The sequence below is a fragment of the Roseivirga seohaensis subsp. aquiponti genome (assembly GCF_001267955.1).
Lineage (GTDB): Bacteria > Bacteroidota > Bacteroidia > Cytophagales > Cyclobacteriaceae > Roseivirga > Roseivirga seohaensis.
Window position 1 is genome coordinate 52,572 of sequence record NZ_JSVA01000001.1, and the last position, 22,707, is coordinate 75,278.

The 22,707-nt window shown below is 39.3% G+C and carries 18 protein-coding genes; 5 read left to right on the forward strand and 13 right to left on the reverse strand.

Features of this window, described 5'->3' with window-relative positions:
* The first annotated feature begins 84 nt into the window (after positions 1-84).
* Together OB69_RS00195 and OB69_RS00200 are read left to right on the forward strand one after the other, a co-directional pair.
* On the forward strand, positions 85-1,449 hold the full coding sequence (locus tag OB69_RS00195; protein ID WP_053221669.1) for an ATP-binding protein: 1,365 nt from the start codon (positions 85-87) through the stop codon (positions 1,447-1,449).
* Between the two features lie 54 nt (positions 1,450-1,503).
* A complete protein-coding gene (locus OB69_RS00200; RefSeq protein WP_053221670.1) occupies positions 1,504-3,657 on the forward strand; it encodes a carbohydrate binding family 9 domain-containing protein in 2,154 nt (717 codons plus the stop codon).
* Between the two features lie 170 nt (positions 3,658-3,827).
* On the opposite strand, the gene OB69_RS00205 is transcribed toward OB69_RS00200, so the two are convergent.
* Genes OB69_RS00205 through mutY form a run of 6 tightly spaced genes read right to left on the reverse strand, consistent with a single transcriptional unit; the run spans position 3,828 to position 10,053 of the window.
* Positions 3,828-4,430: a hypothetical protein gene (locus tag OB69_RS00205; RefSeq protein ID WP_157608444.1), complete on the reverse strand. Its 603-nt coding sequence runs from the start codon at positions 4,428-4,430 to the stop codon at positions 3,828-3,830.
* 34 nt (positions 4,431-4,464) lie between these two features.
* Positions 4,465-6,558, reverse strand: coding sequence for an ATP-dependent DNA helicase RecG (gene recG / locus OB69_RS00210; RefSeq protein WP_053221672.1), 2,094 nt, complete (start codon positions 6,556-6,558; stop codon positions 4,465-4,467).
* A 9-nt stretch (positions 6,559-6,567) separates the two neighbouring features.
* A complete protein-coding gene (gene gldD / locus OB69_RS00215; RefSeq protein WP_245620755.1) occupies positions 6,568-7,158 on the reverse strand; it encodes a gliding motility lipoprotein GldD in 591 nt (196 codons plus the stop codon).
* Positions 7,155-8,495, reverse strand: a complete 1,341-nt coding sequence (gldE, locus tag OB69_RS00220; RefSeq protein ID WP_053221673.1) for a gliding motility-associated protein GldE — start codon at positions 8,493-8,495, stop codon at positions 7,155-7,157. The genes gldD and gldE overlap by 4 nt, the downstream gene beginning before the upstream one ends.
* Before the next feature lie 18 nt (positions 8,496-8,513).
* Positions 8,514-8,951: a single-stranded DNA-binding protein gene (locus OB69_RS00225; RefSeq protein WP_053221674.1), complete on the reverse strand. Its 438-nt coding sequence runs from the start codon at positions 8,949-8,951 to the stop codon at positions 8,514-8,516.
* A 34-nt stretch (positions 8,952-8,985) separates the two neighbouring features.
* Complete coding sequence (gene mutY / locus OB69_RS00230; protein WP_053221675.1) at positions 8,986-10,053, reverse strand: A/G-specific adenine glycosylase; 1,068 nt, start codon at positions 10,051-10,053, stop codon at positions 8,986-8,988.
* Between the two features lie 155 nt (positions 10,054-10,208).
* On the opposite strand from mutY, the gene OB69_RS00235 reads away from it, so the two are divergent.
* From OB69_RS00235 to OB69_RS00245, 3 genes are all read left to right on the forward strand, one after another.
* Positions 10,209-10,511 (forward strand): HU family DNA-binding protein, encoded by a 303-nt coding sequence (locus OB69_RS00235; protein WP_053221676.1) that lies wholly within the window; start codon positions 10,209-10,211, stop codon positions 10,509-10,511.
* Positions 10,512-10,532: 21 nt separating this feature from the next.
* Positions 10,533-11,351 (forward strand): tetratricopeptide repeat protein, encoded by an 819-nt coding sequence (locus tag OB69_RS00240; RefSeq protein ID WP_053221677.1) that lies wholly within the window; start codon positions 10,533-10,535, stop codon positions 11,349-11,351.
* A 185-nt stretch (positions 11,352-11,536) separates the two neighbouring features.
* Entirely contained in the window at positions 11,537-13,093 is a 1,557-nt protein-coding gene (locus OB69_RS00245; RefSeq protein ID WP_053221678.1) for an Rne/Rng family ribonuclease, read from the forward strand.
* Positions 13,094-13,170: 77 nt separating this feature from the next.
* Here OB69_RS00245 and OB69_RS00250 read toward each other — a convergent pair whose 3' ends face one another.
* The 7 genes from OB69_RS00250 to OB69_RS00280 form a co-directional block, all read right to left on the reverse strand.
* A complete protein-coding gene (locus OB69_RS00250; protein WP_053221679.1) occupies positions 13,171-14,979 on the reverse strand; it encodes an acyl-CoA dehydrogenase family protein in 1,809 nt (602 codons plus the stop codon).
* Positions 14,980-15,018: 39 nt separating this feature from the next.
* Positions 15,019-15,372 carry a four helix bundle protein gene (locus OB69_RS00255; protein ID WP_053221680.1) on the reverse strand — a complete coding sequence of 118 codons (354 nt, stop codon included), beginning with the start codon at positions 15,370-15,372 and terminating at the stop codon, positions 15,019-15,021.
* Between the two features lie 71 nt (positions 15,373-15,443).
* Positions 15,444-16,622, reverse strand: coding sequence for a thiolase family protein (locus tag OB69_RS00260; RefSeq protein ID WP_053221681.1), 1,179 nt, complete (start codon positions 16,620-16,622; stop codon positions 15,444-15,446).
* Between the two features lie 141 nt (positions 16,623-16,763).
* Positions 16,764-19,148 (reverse strand): 3-hydroxyacyl-CoA dehydrogenase/enoyl-CoA hydratase family protein, encoded by a 2,385-nt coding sequence (locus tag OB69_RS00265; protein WP_053221682.1) that lies wholly within the window; start codon positions 19,146-19,148, stop codon positions 16,764-16,766.
* Between the two features lie 5 nt (positions 19,149-19,153).
* On the reverse strand, positions 19,154-19,588 hold the full coding sequence (locus OB69_RS00270) for a MarR family winged helix-turn-helix transcriptional regulator (protein WP_053221683.1): 435 nt from the start codon (positions 19,586-19,588) through the stop codon (positions 19,154-19,156).
* Positions 19,589-19,682: 94 nt separating this feature from the next.
* Complete coding sequence (locus OB69_RS00275; protein WP_157608445.1) at positions 19,683-22,355, reverse strand: SLBB domain-containing protein; 2,673 nt, start codon at positions 22,353-22,355, stop codon at positions 19,683-19,685.
* A gap of 134 nt (positions 22,356-22,489) precedes the next feature.
* Positions 22,490-22,696: a hypothetical protein gene (locus OB69_RS00280; RefSeq protein ID WP_053221685.1), complete on the reverse strand. Its 207-nt coding sequence runs from the start codon at positions 22,694-22,696 to the stop codon at positions 22,490-22,492.
* Positions 22,697-22,707 lie beyond the last annotated feature (11 nt).

The window sequence follows — 22,707 nt, forward strand, 5'->3', positions numbered from 1 at the left end:
ACGACAAGAAATACAAATATTTGCCCTAACTTTACGACAACAAAGATCATAACTCTTTGTTAATAAGGAATAAAGGTGAATAAAATGTTATTTCGATCAATCCAGAATGAATTATTGAGGTGGTGCGAAAAAACCAACCGTAAGCCACTAGTATTGCGAGGCGCCAGACAGGTAGGTAAAACGACTGTGATTAATCAGTTGGCTTCGCACTTCAAAAACTACATTTACCTCAACTTGGAAAAAGAGTCTGATAGCGGTTTTTTTGAAAACCATTCGAATGTTAATGAGTTAGTATCGGCTATCTATTTTGCTCATGGCAAATCTCAAGACAATAAAACCCTCTTATTCATAGACGAGATTCAAGAATACCCAAAGGCCATCAACATGCTTAGGTATTTCTACGAAGAACGGCCAGAAATCTATGTGATTGCGGCAGGCTCAATGCTAGAAACCTTATTCGAATCAGACCTCAGTTTTCCTGTAGGTAGGGTTGAGTATATGGTATTAAGGCCTATTTCGTTTTACGAATTCGTGAAGGCAAAAGCCCCAGCCAACAGAGAAGATATTTTCAAAACTATTCCTATACCAAAATATGCCATAGAAACGCTCTTTAAAGAATTTCATGAATATGCACTGGTGGGAGGAATGCCCGAAATTGTGTCTCAGTATATCAAAGAGCAAGATTTAGTTAAGATTCAGCCTATTTATGACTCGTTGATTAATGGCTATTTAGATGATGTGGAGAAATATGCCAAGGACAAAAAATCAGCGACCCTTTACCGGCTTCTCATTCGTCAAGCATTTTTAGAAGCAGGTAACCGCATTACCTTCCAAAACTTTGGTAACACTAAATTAGATTACCGACAAGTATCAGAAACTCTACGCGGTTTAGAAAAGGCGCTTTTAATTAATCTCATTTATCCAGTAACCAACACTGAGATTCCATTTCAACCCAATCATAAAAGATCGCCTAAGCTTCAAGTAATTGACACTGGGCTTATGGCTCACCAGTTGGGGATTCAGCAAAACATACTCGGCATAAATGACCTCAACTCTATTTACAAAGGTATTTTCATCGAACACCTAGTAGGGCAAGAGTTGTTATCTGGACAGTTCAACGCCTTAAGCGCACTAAACTTCTGGGTAAGAGAGAAGAAAACCTCAATGGCCGAAGTGGACTATGTTCTCAATTTCAAGGGCAAAATAATTCCAATAGAAGTAAAATCTGGCGCAGCAGGAAAGTTACGGTCTCTTCATCAGTTTATGGAAGAAGCCCCGCATGAAATGGCTATTCGCTTTTATGCTGGTGAAATAAGGATAGACAATGTCAAAACTTCTTCAGACAAAGAATATAAACTACTAAGTCTGCCTTACTTTTTAGCGTTTCAGGTTAGGGAGTATTTGGAGTGGTTTGAAACCACTCTGAACCAAGAGACTCAAAATATATAAGTGGTTACCTTTTTTTCCTGAATCGAAGTAATTTTGCTTAAGCAATCATTTTTTATGTTGAAAACTCTTTTTTACTCGGTCATTGCGTTCGTTGTTCTATTTAAATTTCAGGCAAACGCTCAAATTAAGTCGGTCTATGTAGAAACACCCCCAAAAATAGATGGGGTTTTAGATGAAGACATTTGGAAAAATAGCCCCAATGTAACTGGCTATAAAACCTTTGTACCAGATTTTGGAAAGGACATGCCCTTTCAAACCATCGCTTATATGGCACATGACGATGAAAACTTATACTTCGCCTTTAAGTGTTTTGACGACCCCAAACTGATAAAAACATCGATTGCAGCACGCGATAAAATTTCGGCTGATGATTGGATTTGCATCAACCTCGACTCCTTTAACAGTGCCCAATCACTTTATGGATTGTACGTAAACCCGAATGGTATTCAAATGGATACGCGATTTGCCGCAGGTAATGAGGACGTTGGTCTAGATTTGATTTGGTACAGCGCGGCTAAAATAGTGGATGATGGCTACGTGGTAGAAGCCAAAATTCCTTTTAAAAGTATTCGGTACACTGTTAAAGACGGCCAAGTAGAAATGGGTGTAATTTTCGAACGAAGGATTAGCCGTTTTTCTATTCAGGGCACTTTTCCGGCACTCGACCCAAAACAAGGCTTTGCTTTTCTTACCCAAATGATGCCGATACAATATGATAGGGTAAAGAAACCCAAATTAGTGGAGATATTGCCTGCTGTTACTTACGCCATCAATAAAGAACATATAAACGGAGCATACAAAAAGGAGTATAATTTTGAACCCAGCCTAACGGCCAAAATCGGTATTACGCCCGAATTGGTTTTTGACGCTACCATCAACCCAGATTTTAGCCAAGTAGAATCTGATGCGCAACAGGTAGAAGTAAACCAGCGCTTTCCTGTTAATTACCCTGAAAGAAGGCCTTTCTTTTTAGAAGGAAACGAGAACTTCAATTTTGCTGGAACAGGTGGTTTCTCTCCTGTAAGTTCAGTGGTCAATTCTAGATCAATTGTATCTCCGAAAAGAGCCGCCAAACTGACGGGTAAGATTGGCGATAAAAACATCATTTCTAGCATATACGCAGTAGACAGAGCGGATGAACATTCGCCAGATTTTGCCCAAGATGAAACTGCCGATGTTGGCGTAATGCGCTATATGCGCTCGCTTTCTCAAGACAGCTATGTAGGCTTAATTGGCACAACCCGTAGAAGAAATGGGGCTTCGAATGATGTATTAGGTTTTGATGGCCAATACCGTTTCAATCAGTCGAACCAAGTGACAGGTCATTTTTTGAATTCTAGGAGCAAACTTACGGAAGACGGCCCTTTGGCTAACAGTATTTCTAGCTCCATTAGTGTTTCTAGAAACACCCGAAATTTTAATGGCTCTTTTAGTCTGTTAGATATTGGTGAAGACTTTAGGTCAGAGGTAGGCTATATTACCCGAACAGGAATTAGCCGAGTTACGCTAAGTTTAAACCCAAAAATATTTCCAAAAGGTGATGGTTTAATCAAACGCATAGATCCGCAGCTTTACACCTCGCTCACAAAAGATAAACCCAGCGGACTTAACGAACACGTGCTTTACCTTTCATTGGCAGCTACCCTACCCCGAAACACACGTTTGTCTGTTTCTGCAGACCATTCTTCGGAAATTTACTTAGGTCGAGAATTTAAAGACGGAACCATTAGCCTACAGGCGAGTTCGCAGATTACAAAGCGCATTTTCTTTAAAACTAGCTACGACTGGGACAACGGAACTTACTACAGAGAATTGGCCCAAGGGTATGGCAAGCGCATCAGCAACAACCTGACCCTTCAGTTGTCAGACAAGTTTAGCGCGCAGTTTACCCACACTTTTAACTCGCTTTACAATTCAGACACGGATGTAAAATACTATGATATTCACATTGCTCGTGGACGCGTAGTTTACCAAATGAATAAGTATCTGTTCTTTAGGGGCATTGCCCAATACAATAGCCTTTCTAAAGTACTTAGCCCTAATTTCTTGGTGTCCTTTACCTACATTCCTGGTACTGTAGTTCACCTGGGCTGGGGTTCTGTTTATGAAAAAACCCGTTGGGATGGCGCCCAGTACGTAAACGATGACCAATACCTACAAAAAGCCAGCGGCTTCTTCTTTAAAGCCAGCTATTTGTGGAGATGGTAGGTGGATGCGTAGTTAAGAGGGGTTGGTTAGGGGTTATGGGGTGAGTTTTGTTAGGGAAGATACCCCTTTTATTAAAAAAAGAGGGGTCTTAGCTTGTTGAACAACAAGGACAGAAAGGGCTGTAGCACTAGATGTCTCGCTGAACTTTGACTAGTTCATTTACAACCATTCTAAAATTGTCCTCTCGCATTTCTTATATAGTTGAGTTCAAAAACCTTATCTATTAAATTAGAAAAGGATTTGCCACCATTAATCCCTGATGCAAAGAAATTTTTAAATAAAAATGGTAACCCCAATACGGGAAGCAATAAAATTATCGTCAAAAAAGGTTCTAGAACCATCCCAATATCAATACCCGTAAACAGCAATTCAACATTATTGAAAAGGGTATATAAGACTACTATAATTAAAAAAATGATCCATAAAATGCTAATTCCCAGTAAGATGAGTGAGGCTATTCCCGACATGAATAATTTTGGAAATACCATTTCAGATTCATTTGCTATTGGAATAAGATCCTTCCTCTTAAAAACTCTATTAATTGAGACTCCTTTATGTTTAGGTATTCTTCTCAGGCCATTCTCGTTTTTAGCAATTTGAAGAAGTCTGATCGCAATCAAATTCTTGATTAGCTGAACCAGTAAGTATTTTTTGTCAGCATAAAGCTCAAGTAGGAAAGTCTCAAACTCGTGACGCGAAGTGTCTCGGTCGAAACCATAAACCCCCAGGTATCTGTCTCCGTCAAACTCCATTTTAAAGACTGATACTTTCATCTTTCCTGATCTACTGATAACTGATTTCTATGCACTAACTAATCCTCCCCCAGTTTACCACTGCCTTCCTAAGCGACTTGATATGGCGAAGGATATTGCGGTTTTCTTCTTTTTCTAGGTTGGGGTCGGTTTCCAAAATGTCGCTAGCAGCATTTCTGGCGGCTTGCAGAATTTGGCCGTCTTTGGCAATGTCAGCAATTAGTAAATCGAGCACACCACTTTGTTGGGTTCCGGTAATATCGCCTGGGCCACGGAGCTGGAGGTCTACATCGGCAATCTCAAAACCGTTGTTGGTGCGCACCATGGTTTCCAGTCGCGTGCGTGCTTCTTTGCTCAGCTTGTACTCTGTCATCAGAATACAATAAGATTGCTCTGCACCACGCCCCACACGGCCCCTCAACTGATGCAGTTGCGCCAAGCCAAAACGTTCGGCATTTTCAATCACCATTACCGAAGCGTTCGGCACATTTACCCCTACTTCAATCACCGTAGTGGCCACCATAATTTGGGTTTCGTGCTTAATAAAACGCTGCATTTCAAAGTCCTTGTCCTGCGGTTTCATTTTGCCATGCACAATGCTAATGTGCTGGTCGGGGAAAGCCCTGCGTATGGATTCATAACCATCGTCTAAATCTTTCAGGTCCAGCTTGGCAGATTCTTCAATCAAAGGATAAACCACATAAATCTGTCGGCCCTTTTTGATTTCTTCCTTCATAAAACCAAATACTTGAAGCCGCTTAGCATCGTATTCATGTAAGGTTTTAATGGGCTTTCTCCCGGCAGGCAGTTCATCAATAATGGAAACCTCTAGGTCTCCATAAAGCGTCATGGCCAAAGTGCGTGGAATTGGAGTGGCCGTCATTACCAACACATGCGGATGGAAACGTTCGTTTTTCCCCCAAAGCTTGGCCCTTTGCGCTACCCCAAAACGGTGCTGTTCGTCAATAATGGCCAAACCCAAATTCTTGAATTGAACCACATCTTCGAGCAAAGCATGTGTGCCCACCAAAATACTGATGCTGCCATCGAGTAAGCCAGCGTGAATCACTTTGCGCTCACTCTTTTTGCTAGAACCCGTGAGTTTTGCAATGCCAATGCCCAAAGCATCGGCAAAGGGTTTCAAACCCTGAAAATGTTGGTCGGCCAAAATTTCGGTAGGAGCCATAATACTGGCTTGCGCACCAGAACCCACCACTAAAAGCATGCATATAAAGGCTACAATGGTTTTTCCACTACCCACATCGCCTTGCAGCAAACGGTTCATCTGCTTGCCCGACTTCATATCGAAGTAAATTTCTTTGATTACTCGCTTTTGGGCATTGGTTAAGTCGAAGGGCAAATGGTTATTGTAGAAATCGGTGAGCAAACTGGAGTCGCTAAACACCGCTCCACGGTACTTTTCTGTTCGGGTTAGTTTTAGCTTGAGCAGACGCAACTGAATAAAAAACAGCTCTTCAAACTTTAGCCTGAATTGGGCCTTTTTCAACAACTCTTCGTTGCCCGGAAAATGAATGTGCCAAAGCGCCAGCTTCTTTTCAATCATTCCATAACGCGCCACTAATTCCTGAGGGAGTGTTTCGTGGATATGCGGTTCAGATAATATCATTACTTGGCGCACCATTTTAGAAATGGCTTTACTGTCCAAGTACTTGGCCTTCATTTTTTCAGAAGTATGATACACCGGTTGAAGGAATGAAGCCTTTTCATTTTGGGTGGTCAGCACTTCAAGCTCAGGGTGCGCAATGCTAACTTTTCTACCAAAAGTAGCGGGTTTGCCAAACACCACGTATTCCACCCCCAGCTGTATTTTCTTGGCTATAAACTGAATTCCCTTAAACCAAACCAGTTCTAGCGTACCCGTTCCGTCCTCAAAATGGGCAACGAGACGCTTTTTTCGCATTTCGCCCACCGTTTCAATTCTTCTGATTTTACCCTTAATTTGAACGAAGGGCATATCGCCATGCACCTCTTCAATAGGGTAAAACTTGGTGCGGTCTTCGTAGCGGAAAGGGTAATACTGAATGAGGTCGCCATAAGTAAACAGACCTATCTCAGCACCTATCAGCGCTGCTTTTTGCGGGCCAACACCCTTAATAAATTCTATGCGTGTTTCGAAAAATGACGGCACGGAAACAATTTAATATTTCCATTCTAAAGTGTTCAACATTTCAATTGCATCCTTCTTAATAAATTCAATTATTGGTCGAAGTGAATCGTTTTTGTTGGCGGTGTTGAAATATAATGCTCCTCTAAAAAAATGTGTTGTACTATCGGTAGTAAAAAACTGAAACTGGCTAGGCACTTCTCCTGCCAACTCGGCTATGCTTGCTACTTGGTTGTTGCGCATTGCAATTATACTTTCCCTAATTGAATAAGCTTTAGGATTATGTTTCATGGTAAGGTCAAAGGCTTCGGTAAGCAGTTCCTCCACGTTATTATCAGGGTTTTTCAAATCCTTATATGTGATTTGAATGACGGCATCGTAATCGGGGTAAAACAAATTGATGTAGTACCTACCCGATTTTGGAAAAGTATCGCGCGATAGCTCTGCATATTGAGAATAAAAAAACTGATACGGGAAAGTATCGGGCAAAACCTGATAAGCTGATTCTGGTAAATCGATTCGATTGTAAGCTTTTGGTTTGGGTAAATAAGTTTGCTCACAAGCCGAAAAGCCAAGCATAAGCACAAATGAAAGCAGTAGTAATTTCTGAATGGACTTTTTCAAACTGAAACTTTACGGTTGATCAAAACTCTAACCCTCTTAATCCTACGAACGTCCACCGCAACTATTGTGAAAAGGAACTTATCAAACTTAATTTTTTCTCCGGCCCTAGGCAGCTTACTGTGCAATTCGAGTAAGAGTCCACCTAGCGATTCGCTTTCTCCCTTTACCTGATCAAAGTAATATGGGTCGATTTCCATGATTTTACAGAAATCATTTAAGGAGGTTTTGCCTTCAAAAACGTAGGTATTATTGTCTAATTTGTTGAAGGCGATATCGTCATCATCAAACTCATCATTGATTTCACCCACAATTTCTTCAATAATGTCCTCCATGGTAATCAGTCCAGAAGTTCCTCCGTATTCATCCACCACGATGGCCATGTGGACACGTTTGTCTTGGAAGTTTTTCAAGAGGCTGTCTACCTTTTTATTTTCAGGAACAAAGAAGCCCGGACGCATCAACTCTTGCCATTTAAAATCTTCTTCCTTGTCTACATGAGAAAGCAAATCTTTGATGTACAAAACCCCTTCAATTTTATCAATTGTCTCGTTATAAACAGGAATTCTAGAAAATCCGCTCTTGTTAATTTTGTCCATCAACTCGTGAAAATCAACTTCAATGTCTACTGCGGTAATGTCCATTCTTGATTTCATTACCTGCCTAACAGTAAGCGTACTAAAGTTTACAATTCCCTTTAATATTCCCTTTTCTTCATCTGTTGTATCATCACCCGTAGTCATTTCAAGGGCCTGATTCAGTTCATCTACCGTAATATTGTGCCCTTTTTTCTTTACGCGCTTTTCAATAAGTTGAGTGAATTTGATCAACACATAAGCCACTGGTTTTACAATGCCTTCAAAGAAAAAAAGCATTCGAGCCGTTGCTCTCGAAAACTTAAGGTTGTTCTGTGTAGCAAAGTTTTTAGGCAGTACTTCGCCAAAAAAGAGAATTACAAAAGTAACCACTGCCGTTAAGGCAACTACGATGGTTCCTTCACTGGTTTTTTCACCTATAATTTCCCAGGTTACAAAAGTGGTAAGAGTAACAATGGCAATGTTCACCAAATTATTCATGATGAGAATAGTGGCCAATAAATGGCGCGGTCTTTCCATCAATTGAATAATTAATCGGCTAGCGGGAGAGTCGTCATTTTTACATTCATCAATTTGGTCATCATTCAAGGAAAAAAATGCCACTTCGGAACCTGAAATAAGGGCCGAGAGTATAACCAAAAAAATAAAAACCACTCCATTAACCACAAGGTATGGAGTGGAAACATCTTGAGCTAAGGCCAAAAGGGCCAAACTAGGATAGGGATCGTCAGTTGCTGATTCCAATATTCTATTTTTAACTAATTAAAATGGCAAATCATCTGAGTCGTCCTCAGGAATGCTCGAAACTTCACTAGATTTCTCTGAACTAGGTGAATAAGAAGAACTACCTCCCCCACCTTCGTTATCAGACTTAGTACCTAGCATTGTTAAATTATTTCCAACAACTTCGGTAGTATATCTCTTATTTCCATCCTGATCATCCCAAGATCGGGTGGTCAGTTTACCTTCAATATACACCTGATTGCCTTTCTTTAAAAATTTCTCGGCAATTTCTGCAAGTGGGCTCCAAAGTACAATATTATGCCACTCGGTTGTGGTTACTCTTTCGCCTTGTTTGTTCTTATAAGATTCGCTCGTAGCCAAAGAAAAATTTGCTACAGCTCTTCCACTTTCTAGGTGGCGCACTTCTGGATCTTTACCCAAGTTGCCTACTAGTATTACTTTGTTTACTCCTGCCATAATATTTATTTTTTGTTTCTATAGAACAAATTAATTAAAAACATTGATCTTCCAAGTATTTGATAATCAAAACTGGCTTTGGAAGGCTGTATATTTGTTCTAAAGAGTATTTTTTCAATTCAGGGTGAAGGCTGACTAGCCTCGTTTCATCGTCTCCTATCAGTTCAATTTTCACGAAGTTGGCGAAAATACGTTGATGCGTCAAAACATGTTCGTATAATTTTGATTCTTCACCTATAATTGAGCTGTTCAAACCTAACTTATGAAGTGTTGAAATCACCCCCTCCACATCAATCGGTTTGCTGTCTTCCAACAAATAAAAGTCAAACAAGCCCTGCCAAACATCGCCCTTTTCTCTTTGCTTCATCAAAAACGCTTGTTCCGAATGAAAGGCCAAATAAGTAAAGTACCTTTTTCTAACTTTGGTCTTCTTGGTTTTAACTGGAAGATTATCAACTTTATTATTGTTGAAAGCAAAACAGTAATCTTTAAAGGGGCAAATACCACATGCTGGAGATTTTGGTGAGCATTGAATAGCACCAAATTCCATAATGGCCTGATTATATTGATTTGGCCTTTCTTTATCTAAAAGCTCATTCGCCCTAGCTTCAAAAACTTTCGGGCCCTGCGTACTCGAAATATCTTCTTCAATACCAAACACCCTGCTGAGTACTCTATATACATTGCCATCTACTACGGCATTGGGTTTGTTAAAAGCCGATGACGAAATTGCTGCTGCGGTATATCGCCCAATTCCTTTTAATTTGAGTAATTCGTTAAAGCCAGACGGAAACTCTCCGGCAAAATCATTAACCACCATTTTAGCGCAGGCATGAAGATTTCTGGCCCTAGAATAATAGCCTAAGCCCTGCCATAAACGGAGTACCTCGGTTTCGGAAGCACTTGCCAAATCGTGAATAGTAGGAAACTGCTCTATAAATCGCTCGTAGTAGGGCAAACCTTGGGCAACTCTCGTCTGCTGAAGGATAATCTCAGAGAGCCAAATCCTATAAGGGTTCTTGGTTTTCCTCCACGGCAAGTCTCTTTTATTTTCTTCATACCAGTTAATTAACTGATTTGCAAACACTTTACTATCTAACATAGTGCTATCTTGTACCAAATTTATACCCCTGCAAGGTATTGGTTAAAATTTGAGGGTTTGTTTTTTAAATTAGAAATGAACTCGTAATTTTGCAGGCCAAAATAACTGGGAATTAGTTTTTTACACAATATTTATAAATCTAAAATTTAACAGCGGTGACGAAAGCAGATGTTATTAACCAAATAGCAGAGAAGACAGGAATAGATCGATCTGATGTTACTACTACGGTGGAAACTCTTTTTACAGTAGTAAAAGATTCAATGGCGGAAGGTGAAAATATCTACGTGAGAGGATTTGGCAGCTTTGTGAATAAGAAAAGAGCAAAAAAAATTGCTAGAAATATCTCTAAAAACACTGCCATCGTAATTGATGAGCACTTTGTTCCAAGCTTTAAACCTTCAAAGGTTTTCGTAGAACAAGTAAAAGTGAGTGACAAAGTAAAAATTGCGAACAAATAAGCCTTAGCCTCATTGGCTCTTATGAAAAAGAATCAAATCATACTTCTGAGCGTTGGAATTATAGCTGTTGTATTACTGTACATGCTACCCACCTCTGTAGTTGACAATAAAGAAAATGAGGCTTTACAGTTTGTTGATGAAAGTAAACCAGGAGGAGAGGTAATTGACCACAGCTCTGAAATCCCTCAAGAAATTCAACCTAAAATTGATTTTTGGAAGGAAAAGCTAGTTTCAAACGCAAAAATTAAGAAAGATGAAGTAGCATTGGATTCACTGATGGTTGTTTTTCAAACCATTAACCAATACGATAGCGCTGCTTATTATGCTGAATCTTTCGCAAAAGAATTTAATACACTTACACTTTGGCAGAAGGCCGGAGACGCCTATTTCGAGGCCTTTACTTTCGCTTTAGAACCTCAAAAAGTAGAAAGACTTGGCACTAAAACCCGTGAAACGTATAGCAAGGTTTTAGAACAAACACCAGATAATCTGGATGTTAAAAACAATTTAGCGATGACCTATATTGCAAGTTCTAACCCTATGCAGGGAATTATGATGTTAAGAGAAATACTTGAAACAGACGAAAAAAACGAAAAGGCCCTATTGAACATGGGTCGCCTTTCAATGCAATCAAACCAGTTTGATAAAGCTGTAGAAAGGTTCGAAGCATTAGTGGGTTACCATCCTAACAGCTTAGATGGCAACTACCTTTTAGCGGTATGCTATTATGAAACAGGCCAGAACGATAAAGCGAAAGCCCAATTTCAGAAAGTAAAAAACATGGATACCGATCCGGCAGTACAAACAGCTGCTAACGAGTATCTGCAAAGAATTAAGTAAAATATTATTTCATTAAAACATTAGAATTATGCCTTGCGGTAAAAAAAGAAAAAGACATAAGATTTCAACTCACAAGAGAAAGAAAAGACTTAGAAAAAACAGACACAAAACTAAGAAGTAGTACTTCTTAGTTTTGTGCTTATACGCATCACTAGTTTAATTATTAACATTTAACTTTTTTCAAATTGAGCAACGAATTAGTAATTAATTCGACTCAAGATGGATGTCGTATAGCCCTTCTGAAAGATAAAAACCTGGTTGAGTTCCATCATGACCATGATGACAACCAGTTTAAGGTAGGTGATATGTACTTGGGAACGGTTAAAAAAATCGTCCAAGGACTGAATGCGGCTTTTATAGATATTGGGTACGAGAAAGATGCATTTCTGCACTATCTTGACCTTGGTCCGCAGATCAAATCACTGAATAAATACACCCGAATGGCCCAATCGGCCAATGATGTTAATGGCAACTTGAGCAAATTCAAGAGCGAGCCAGACATCAACAAGCTTGGCAAAATGGGCCAGGTGCTGACGCGTGGTCAGCAAATACTTGTTCAGGTTGTAAAAGAACCTATTTCAACAAAAGGGCCACGACTCTCTTGCGAGTTGTCTATAGCTGGGCGCTATATGGTTTTAGTGCCTTTCTCCGATTCTATCAATATTTCTAAGAAAATCACTGATGGAGACGAGAGAAAAAGATTGATGAGACTGATTTCATCGATCAAACCCGAAAAATTTGGTGTCATTGTTCGCACAGTTGCGAAAGGAAAAGATGTGGCCGAATTAGATAAAGACCTCCGAAACCTTGAAGAAACATGGATTCAAGGCATTAAAAAGCTACATAAAGCTAAGCCAAAAGATAAGGTAATCGGAGAAATGAGTAGGGCTTCATCCTTACTTCGAGATATCCTCAACGAATCTTTTGACAGTGTAACTACGGACGATAAGGAAATCTATAATGAGATTAAATCCTACATCCATAAAATTGCTCCAGACAAGGAAAAGATAGTAAAGCTATACTCTGGTAAAGCGAAAATCTTTGAAAGTTTCGGAATCGAAAAGCAGTTTAAATCGCTTTTTGGTAAAACCGTAAGCTTGCCAAAGGGCGGCTATTTAATTATTGAGCATACCGAAGCCCTTCACGTTATAGATGTGAACAGTGGTAATAAATCGAATGCAGGAGAAGATCAGGAAAGTACCGCGCTTGCTGTAAATATTGAAGCCGCAAGAGAAGTAGCTCGCCAATTAAGGCTGCGCGATATGGGCGGAATTATCGTGATCGACTTTATCGATATGCGTAAAGCTGAAAATAAAAAAGAGCTTTACAGAGTAATGCGTGAGATTATGGATGAAGACCGTGCCAAAAACACCGTTCTTCCCATTACCAAATTTGGCTTAATGCAAATTACACGTCAGCGTGTGAGGCCAGAAATGAACATTACTACCCGTGAAAACTGCCCAGCATGCGGAGGAACGGGAAAAGTAGCTGCTACAATACTTGTATCAGATACGATTGAAAAGAACATCGATTACATTCTTGGTACCCAAAATGAAAAAGGCATTACATTAACTGTACACCCCTTTTTACATGCTTATTTCACTAGAGGAATTTTCTCTAAAAGGTGGGAATGGTACAAGAAATACCGCACTTGGGTGAAGATCGAAAAAGACAGTTCTTTAAGTCTTTCAGCTTATACCATTAACAATAAGCTTGGCGAAGAAATAGCCATTACAGCTTAAGTTTAAAACATCAAATCAAACAAAAAGGGAACTTCAAATGAGGTTCCCTTTTACTTTATCAGTCTATTTGGTTGTTCTTACGCGAAATAGTAAGGGAATTTCCCCTTAGCAATCATTGTATCGGCTACTTGTCTACGAAGTTCTTTGGTGTTCACCAAATCCATTTTCGTAAAGCGTTTTAAGCCCATCAACATCACTTTTTGTTCATCGCCTTTGGTGAATGATGCTATTGCCTCTTTGGCAGCTGCGTTCACTCTATCAACAGCTTCAGCCATATAAATTTGAGTCATGGCGATATAATCTTTACATGCCTCCTCGCCTCTTTGACTCACTAATTTCTCTGTTCTTAACATAGAAGATTCAACAGCGTAAATCTCAATCAGGATGTCCGCAAGGTTCATCATTACCTCTTGCTCGTCCTCGATTTTATCTTGAAGTGCCATAGCGGCTTTTCCGCCTACCATTAGGAAGACTTTCTTCAAGTTTTTCACTACTTCTTTTTCAGCATTGAATAACACTGACTTGTCGATGGTAGTGAAAGAAGGAACAGAAACGAGTTCTTTAGAAACTGCCATTGCTGGTTCGAACATGTTTAGTTCGCCTTTCATTGCGCGTTTCAAAAGCATTCCGATCATCAACATACGGTTGATCTCGTTCGTGCCTTCGTAAATTCGAGCGATACGTGCATCTCTGTAAGCTCTTTCCATTGGGGCGTCAGCTGAATAGCCCATACCTCCATAAACTTGAACGCCTTGATCTACCACATAATCTAAAACTTCAGAACTGTGTATTTTTGCAATAGCGCATTCAATCGCGAATTGCTCAACACCTTTTAGCTTAGCTTCGGTATCATCCATTCCACCCGCTATCAGGTCGTTAATTTTATCTTCGATGTTCTGACCTGCTCTGTAATCTAAAGATTCCGTCACGTAGGTTTTAGTGGCCATTTCGGCCAATTTACTTTTAATGGCACCAAAGCTTGAAATTGACACGCCAAATTGCTTGCGTTCGTTGGCATATTGAGTAGCGTGAGAAATTACAGTTCTGCAACCACCCAAAACTCCTGCTCCTAATTTTACACGACCAATATTCAAGATATTCACCGCGATTTTGAAACCATTTCCTCTTTCAGAAAGCATGTTTTCAACTGGTACTGGGCAATCGTTAAAGAATACCTGACGAGTTGATGAACCTTTGATTCCAAGTTTCTTCTCTTCTTCATTCATTGTGATTCCACCGAAGGTTTTCTCAACAATAAATGCAGTCAAGTTTTTATCATCTTCGATTTTAGCAAACACAATAAACAAGTCAGCGAAACCTGCATTAGAGATCCACATTTTCTGACCTGTAATATTATAGTGCTTTCCATCTGCAGAAAGCACTGCTTTCGTTTTTCCTGAATTCGCATCAGAACCCGCATCAGGCTCTGTCAAGCAATAACATGCGGCCCATTCGCCAGTGGCGAGTTTCGGTAAGTATTTTTCTTTCTGCGCCTCAGTTCCATAATAAAGGATTGGCAAGGTTCCGATACCAGTATGTGCACCATAAGTGGTAGAGAAAGACCCAGCAGCACCAATCACATCGGCAATTAGCATGCTTGTATTGAAGCTCATGCCAAGCCCACCATATTGTTCGGGCACAGTAATACCTAAAAGACCTAGCTCACCGGCCTTCTTAAAAATATTTGGAACCAAATCTGGCTCCTTCATGCTATCGATTCGATCGGCATTAGGCGTAATTTCTGTTTCTATGAAGTCGCTACAGGCTTGGGCCATCATTTTTTGCTCTTCACTAAATTCTTCAGGAATAAAAACCTCCTGAGCTGGGGTTTCTCTTACGAGGAATTCTCCTCCCTTGATTGATGCTTTTATTGTTTCGCTTGACATGTTATTGTATTTAGTATTTTGATTTGGGTATTGAGTGGGTTAGCAATTGATTGATTTCTTAAGATTATAGATCATCTTCTGTATTTTATCAATTTCTAACTCTAGCTGCCCGAATGATTCATTGTTTAAAAACTGCAATCTATTTGCAATGATTAGTTGTGTTTCCAATTCACAAGAAGAGCCGTAGGCGATTCCTAAAAACTGGTTAAATTCTCCAGAAGTATTTCTTCCAGCACCTTCCGCAATATTTGAGCTGATAGAAACTACACTTCTTCGGATCTGACTAGTCAAACCAAACCTTTCATCGGCAGGTAGGTTCTCTGTTGACTTATAAATATCCACCGCAAAGTCTACGGAGCTTTGCCAAACCCTTAACTCTTTGTAATTATTCATATATCCATCATTTATGATTTGCAATTGATCTAATTCACATTACACACCACACAATACCCAGGACTAAACCTCTATTTCAAAAACTCATAGATACCTGCTACGCCTTGGCCACCGCCTACACAAGCCGTTACCATTCCGTATTTAGCATTGCCCCTTCTTCTCATCTCGTTGAAGAGTTGAACCGAAAGTTTTGCTCCTGAACATCCAAGCGGATGACCTAAAGCAATTGCCCCACCGTTAACATTCAAAATTGAGCGATCTAAATCCAGCTCTTTGATTACTGCCAAAGACTGCGCACCAAAGGCTTCGTTCAATTCAATCAAATCAAGATCAGACTGTTTCAAACCTGCTTGCTTCAATGCTTTTGGCACAGCGTCTACTGGACCAATTCCCATAATTCTTGGGTGAACTCCCACCGCAGTGTACGTAACCATTCGGGCGATAGGCTCTAAACCGAGTTCTTTTACCATTTTTTCAGACATTACCATCACGAAAGATGCACCATCTGAAACCGGAGAAGAGTTACCAGCCGTAACCTGACCACCTTGCGCAAATACAGGTCTTAATCCTGCCAATACTTCCATTGAAGTGTCTGCTCTTGGCCCTTCATCTTTATCTACGGTGTAAGATTTTTCAGCCATCTTACCGTTAGCGTCAACGAATTTTTCCGTCACTTTAATTGGAACAATTTCATCATCGAACTTGCCATCTGCTTGTGCTTTCACAGCCTTTTGGTGTGACTCAAAAGCAAATTGGTCAGATTCTTCTCTGGTAATCTTGAATTCTTTTCCAACCTGCTCGGCAGTTAAGCCCATGCTCAAGTAGTAATCTTTATGCTCTGTAGCCAGCTTGTAATTCAAAGCCGTTTTATAACCCATTACTGGCACTTGACTCATTGATTCTGTTCCGCCTGCAATAATACAATCTGCCGTTCCTGCATGAATTCTAGCTGAAGCCAATGCAATAGCTTCTAGACCAGATCCACAATAACGGTTAACCGTTACTCCTGGCACAGGAATAGGTAATGACAATAATGAAATCATTCTTCCCATTTGCATTCCTTGCTCTGCCTCAGGCACAGCGTTACCTACGATCAGGTCATCAACTCTGGTTGGGTCGAAGTTAGCCACCTGGCCCACCAAGTGTTTAATTACTTCAGCAGCCATGTCGTCAGAACGTACACTTTTGAGTACACTGCGCTTGCCACGTCCTACGGCTGTTCTATATCCTGCAACTATATATGCGTCCATATTTTATTTAGATTATAGAGGTTAGATGTTAGAAGATAGACTTACTAACCATTGCCTCTTAGTTTGTTTAATAATCCTGTAATCATTTTTTGGAATCGTAATTCCCTATTCGTCTAAATACTATTATCTAGCGTCTAATCTCTAGTTTCTAAGCGGTTTTCCTTTGAAAAGAATGCTGTGAATTCGCTCTAAGGTTTTTGGCTCGGCAGTAAGTGCCAAGAAAGCTTCGCGCTCTAAATCAAGAAGATATTGTTCTGATACTTCTTGCGGAGCAGTTAAGTCTCCACCACACATTACATAACCTACTTTTCGAGCAATTTTTGCATCGTGTTCAGAGATGTAGTTGCCGAAAAGCATTCCGTTAATTCCTGCTTCGAAAAGCGCTAAACCAGTTACACCTTGTACCTTAATGTCTGTTCTTTCCACTGGCTGGGTATAACCTGCTTCATAAAGTTCGAGCACTTTTTTCTTAGCATCAGAAATCAATCGTTTTCTGTTCATTGTAATGCCATCTGTAGGTCGAAGAATATTCATTCCTCTGGCTTCTTCTGCTGAAGTTGCTACTTTGGCCGTAGCAATATTCATAAAGGCTTCTTGAAGTCGGTTCAATTCAGGGTCGCCAGCTACATAAGAATCTGCAGCCCTTAAGGCGAGCTCCTTAGTTCCACCACCACCAGGGATAAGGCCAACGCCTACTTCAACCAAACCAATGTAGGTTTCGGCATGGGCTTGAATGGCATCGCAGTGCAATGACAATTCACAACCTCCACCAAGAGCAAGACCAGCTGGCGCTGCCACTACAGGTATTGATGAGAATTTTGCACGTTTCATGGTGTTCTGGAATTGCGCAATCATCAAATTGATCTCGTCAAAATCTTGATCACCTGCATACATAAACAGCATGGCTAAGTTTGCCCCTGCCGAGAAATTTGGCCCTTCATTTCCAATCACCAAACCTTTATAATCCTTCTCTGCCATAGAAATGGCCGTTTGAATTCCTTCAATGACTTCGGCACCCATTGAATTCATTTTGGTATGGAATTCTAAACAAAGTACTCCATCTCCGATATCGAAAACAGATGCACCTGCATTGCCCCAAACCTTATTGGTTTCACGGATATTTTCTAAGATGATTAACTCATCTAAGCCCGGAATTACTTTATATGATTTTGAAGGAATATCGTAATAGTGCTTAATTCCTTTTTCGATTTTGTAGAAGGAATCGTTTCCGGCTTCAAGCATTTCATACACCCAAGCCGCTGGCTTTAAGTCCATGGCTTCCATTTTATCAACAGTAGCTTTAACACCTAGTAAATCCCAAGTTTCATATGGTCCTAATTCCCAACCAAAACCAGCACAAACCGCTTGGTCTATTCTGTAGAGTTCGTCTGAAATTTCTGGAATTCTGAACGAAACATATTTGAAGGTATCGTAAAAGGTTGTTCTGTAGAATTCACCCGCTTTGTCATCAAAATTGACAAGTGTTTTAATTCTCGCTTTTAGGTTTTCTTCGTCCTTAACAGCATCGAGGGCTTTGAAATTAGCCCTTGTTCTTTCTCCGTATTCGTAAGTTTTTAAGTCAAGCTCAAGAATTTCTGTCTTACCGTTGGTGTCTTTCGTTTTCTTGAAATAGCCTTGTTTAGACTTATCGCCAAACCAACCTCTTTTATGAACTTCTTCGACAATACCAGGGAGAACAAACTTTTCTCTGGCCTCATCATTTTCTAAGCCTTTGTACAAGTTGTTGGCTACGTTAACCGTGGTATCAAGACCAACAACATCCATAGTACGGAAAGTTGCAGATTTTGCACGACCAATAATTGGTCCAGTCATTCTATCTACTTCGCCCACTGTCAACCCCATTTCTTCAATGGTGTGCATGGCCGACATGATAGCATAAATACCAATTCTGTTGGCAATAAAGGCTGGGGTATCCTTACAAAGCACCGTTTCTTTTCCTAAGAAAAGGTCTCCGTAATGCATTAAGAAATCAATGATTGCTGGATCTGTTTTTGGTCCAGGAATGATTTCCAACAAACGTAAATACCTTGGGGGATTGAAGAAGTGAGAGCCACAGAAGTGTTTCTGGAAATCTTCGCTTCTGCCTTCGCACATCAAATGCATAGGAATACCAGATGTATTCGATGTAATGAGCGTGCCTGGTTTTCTATGCTTTTCAACTTGATCGAAGATAATCTTCTTAATATCGAGTCTTTCTACAACCACTTCAATGATCCAATCCACTTCAGAAATTTTTGACATATCGTCTTCAAAATTTCCGGTAGAAATTCTATTTGAAAAACTCAAGTCATAAATGGGAGATGGCTTTGATTTTAATGCCGTTGCTAACGCATCGTTTACCAGTTTATTTCTGGCCGCCTTATTGGATTTCTGATCTTCGGGCAAATCCCTTGGTACCATATCCAATAACAATACTTCTACTCCGATATTAGCGAAATGGCAAGCTATTCGAGAGCCCATCACTCCAGAACCTAATACCGCGACTTTTCTAATCGATCTGTTCATGTGTTCTAAAAGATTGATTTTTTATCTATAAGATTATTTATCTGTTCTATTACCTCGAAAAAGGTATCTAATTTTTCTTTCTCTATCAGCTTGTATGTAGCCTCATTAAACTGTAGTACCGTTGATCGAGAAATTTCTCGTTTTTGCTTTCCTAGGTCTGTTAAGAATATTCTAACGGATCTACCATCATTAGGATCTTTCTCTCTGTAGATAAAACCTTTCTCTTCCATACTCTTCAACATTCGAGTAAGGCTACGAGATTCAAGACCCATAAGAGGTGCTATTTTGGTAGCGGGTGTACCTTCTTTACTATTTATAATAAGAAGTACAAAACCAATTGAAGTGGTGATGTCGTGCTTAACTGCTTGCTGGTTATACATACGGTAAATCGCATGCCAGAGCATTTTTACGTTGTGGTCTATGGTTTCTTCTCTCTTCATAATCCTGTAAGGGTTACGAAGTTAAAGAAAATTTGTTATGCATGCATACTATTTATTAGAAAAAAGTATGTTACTAAATTATGAATACGTTTGCCTATTTTATACTCTGAACCAGGACAATAGTGGTTAAGGTAGAGCTTACAATTGCTGCAATTGTCCCAAAGTTTTCCAAAAACTTACCGTTATCACGGGGTTCTTTAGGTGGTTTAGCTGAAACTGTAATAACTGATCCGTCCAAAACTTTTGGGTTAGAAAGAAAACCAATCTTACGTGTAAAGCCATTGGGGTTGGTAAGATATACTTTATCTCCCTGTTTGGTTTTTCCTCCAGCGTTCTTAACATAAGAGCGAACTGTTTTGTTTTCTAAATACTTTTGAAGCGATGGGTTCGCAACTTCTCCTTCCACCTTAACAGTATAAATAGACTCAGGAAAGTAAATACTATCTGCGTTTTGGAGAATGATATCGAATTTTTCGTTTTGTTCTCCCAAGGCTTTTTGAAAATCAAAAGCTAGTTGAACTCCATTTCTGTATAGCCTTGCACCAGCTAAATAAACATTTGGCGAAAGGCCACCCGCTCTTTCGGTTACCTCTGATAATTTTTCACTTTTCGATTCTAAATAATATGTTCCAGGAAACTTGATCTCACCGGTGAGCTGCACCGCTCTTTGATCTGATGAACCAGGAATATAGCTTACTGAAATTTGATCATTGTCTTGAAGAATATAGTTTGATGATGACTTCTTACTTGCTCCCAAAAGGTAATTCAGGTCTAAGTCAACATCAGTGTTGAACGCAATTTTATTTCCAGTAAAATCAAAGTTTTCACGTGACACAGTAACACTCTCACGATATGACTTTTTAAGAAATCCACCAGACTGAATTATTAGGTCTTCAACAGTCATGCTATCGGTAAGCAAGTATTTTCCTTCATTCTTAACTGCTCCTTTGACGAATACATATTTATCCAAAGTCTCTGTAATGTCTTTACTATATAAAATCACCCTATCCTTCGGCTTGAGTACAGCATTGAACTTCTTATCCAACACTTCATCTAGATTAAAAGGAATAACTTGATATTCAAGTTTACCTTGCTGATATCGTAATAAATCAGCTCTACTGGTCAGAATTCGGTTTCTATATTCTAAATCCTCTACATTGGCCGACATGAAAATGAGGTCATAAAGACTCAAGTCTTTTCTCCATAAAATAGTTTTAGGCTCAGATAAAAATCCTTCTATTGAAACTGTTTCTAAAGACTTAAGCTCTTCATTATTATATACTTTTAGTGAGTCGTCTGCCTGAAGAACAATGTTTTGTGATGAGTTAACATCTGCCATAATTTCGGATAAGGAGAAAGACAAAAACTTAAGCTCTCCATTTCGGTCTTTTCGAAACACATCTATTTTATCGAGATAAGTATTTGGCCTTATACCCCCAGCAGAATTAATGAGTTCTCGGATTTTTAAGTCATTATTTAGTTGATAATCACCTGGCCTGAACACTGAACCCGCTATTGTGACCAAATTATCATATTTATCAAGCACCTCACCAAATGTTACTTCATCTCCGTCCTGAAGCTTAAAGTTTATTCCGTTTCTTAAAAGACTATCATAGTTTACAGAAACAATTTCTCGATCAAAAGAACTTCCATTCGAACGATTATTAGTAGCACGAATTCTCTTTACTGTTACTGTTTTTGTGAAAGCAGTTGGCTTAAGGCCTCCAGCAAAACCAATTATATCGAGTAGCCCTTCATTATCTTTTAATTCATAAATCGCAGGCTTATTTACTTCACCTTTAAGCCTAATTGCGTTCATTCTTGTAGGAATGAAAATCACATCATTATTCATTAACCTTAAGTCTTCACGAAGCGCTCCTTTTACTAAATAATCGTATAAATCGACATTGGAAATAAAGCGGTTGTTTCTGAATACCTTTATATCACGAAGTGAACCTGAGGTTTGGATTCCTCCTGAAACATAAAGTGAATTTAAGGTGGTAGCAAAAGAGTTGATAAGGTGTGAGCCCGGATTTTTTGATTCTCCCATTACCACAATTCTTATGGGTCTTAGCTTGGTTAACGAAACATCTAAAAATATTTTTGGGGGATCTTTCTTTAAGCCTGAATAAAACTTAGAAAGAAATTCTTTCATTCTTACATTCAGCCCTTCATATGAGGTGCCAGCTACAAATACTTGTCCTACGTTTGGAATAAATAGATTTCCATTAATATCAACTTTTCCTTCGAACTGAAATTCCGCTTCTCCCCAAAGGTAAACTCTTAATTCGTCACCAGGCCCGATCAAATAACCTGGGTCAATATTGCCCACTAATGCTTGTTCGTTTGCGAAAGGGTTATTGTTGAAAATATTGTAACCGAAATAAACTAAGCTATCTTTTGAGATTTCAGTTTTTGATCGTTTTAGGGTAGTTATAATAGTATCCTTTCTATCACTATTATAATTTAAGGTATCCTTTCCTATTTTCTGTATTGACTCTAAAGAAGCTGGTTCTTCATTTTTTGAGATATACTTTCTTATGTACTCATCATAATCCAAACCATAGAGGCGGGCTTGCCTACGTGCGTCATCTTCTGACATTCCTCGCTTTCTCAGTTCGGAAAGTATTTCTTCTTGGGTATTGATACCTCGTTTTTCAAGTTCTTGTTTTACTTGCTGTTCAGACTGCGAATATCCATTGAAGCAAATGGTCAGCAGGAGCAATATAATGCAGGTAAACGAAGATTTGGTTCTCGTTCTTTTCAAGGTTCGGTATCTGTTTGGTATCTGAGGTAAGCATCTCACAAATGTGAGATACAATATTATGCATCAAATTAGCAAAAAAAGATCTGTAACTAAAGTAATTTTATTGGCACGGGCATTTGATAACAGATATTTAATCATTTATTCAATTCTTCAATATCGAAATCATCTCCTTTTCCATATTGAATTAGGCTAAAAAGATTATAGTATTCTAATGTATTTATATCCTTTAAACGACAATCTCCATTTTCGAATATTTCTATTACTTCAAATTCAAAAGACTCGGAAAAATTAAGAAGTGTGAATTTTTTTCCTACGCGTAAGTTGTTAAATGATTTAGCCATTGGGCGAAGGT